Below are 838 nucleotides of genomic sequence, written 5' to 3' on the forward strand. Positions count from 1 at the left end.
TCTCGATATAGTTTCTGAAATTTGCTGCAAGGTGGTCTGGATCATTGACAAGCTCGGCAAGGGTGTACTCGCTCGTATTGAAGAACTGATACCTCGACACACGGCACATCGCCTTTGCCGGATATGCAGGATTCTTCTTGTACTGCTCCACAACAGCCTGCTTCGTAGCTTCCAAAGCACACTCAAAGCGGCGGATAATGACCATAGGAATGATAACATCCTTGTACTTGTCGCTCTGGTATGTACCTCTCAGCTTATTTGCGATAGACCAAATGAAGCCCACCTCGGTGGAAACATCTACGGGCGCATCGTCCCACATTACATCTATTTTCTTATCAATCATTGTAAAACTCCTTTATATCAAATGGCGGTTTAATTCCCTCTGGGGAAACAATCTTGATCTGATCTTCAAGCTGATATATCCAGCCCCAGAAGGTCGGGCTTATCTGTACAGCAATTTTTATTTTTAGCCAGCCCTTGTCAGCGTGTCTGATCTCAATGCTCTCTCCGAACTTATCATAGATGACACCGAGTTTATCTGGCGCAAACTCCATCGTTACAAGTTCAGCTTCACCATTATACATCTTAAACACCTGTTCTGTATAAGTTTCTGTCTTTCTTTTCTTGATAAGAGCTTCTTCACAGATAGGTTCTTCTTCGACCTCAACAGTATCCATACGGTCAACTCTGTAATTCACTGCGTTCTGATACTTCTGACTGTATGCAACGAGATAATAGTTGTCTTCGCTGAATACAAGAGCAACAGGATCGGTGATGTATCGTTTCTTTTCTTTACGATAGACACGATTCCTCTTTTCGTGTAAATCAAAGTAGTAGA

Annotated in this window: 2 protein-coding genes; both read right to left on the bottom strand. The window is 42.7% G+C overall.

Annotated elements, in window-relative coordinates; translation table 11 throughout:
• The coding region (locus CUS_RS00590) for a type I restriction-modification system subunit M N-terminal domain-containing protein (protein WP_002846885.1) at positions 1 to 343 on the bottom strand (343 nt) is incomplete at its 3' end.
• A partial coding sequence (locus tag CUS_RS00595; protein WP_037275861.1) for a WYL domain-containing protein occupies positions 336 to 838 on the bottom strand: 503 nt, incomplete at its 5' end. The genes CUS_RS00590 and CUS_RS00595, both read right to left, overlap by 8 nt.

The organism is Hominimerdicola alba 8, from assembly GCF_000178155.2.
GTDB lineage: Bacteria > Bacillota > Clostridia > Oscillospirales > Ruminococcaceae > Hominimerdicola > Hominimerdicola alba_C.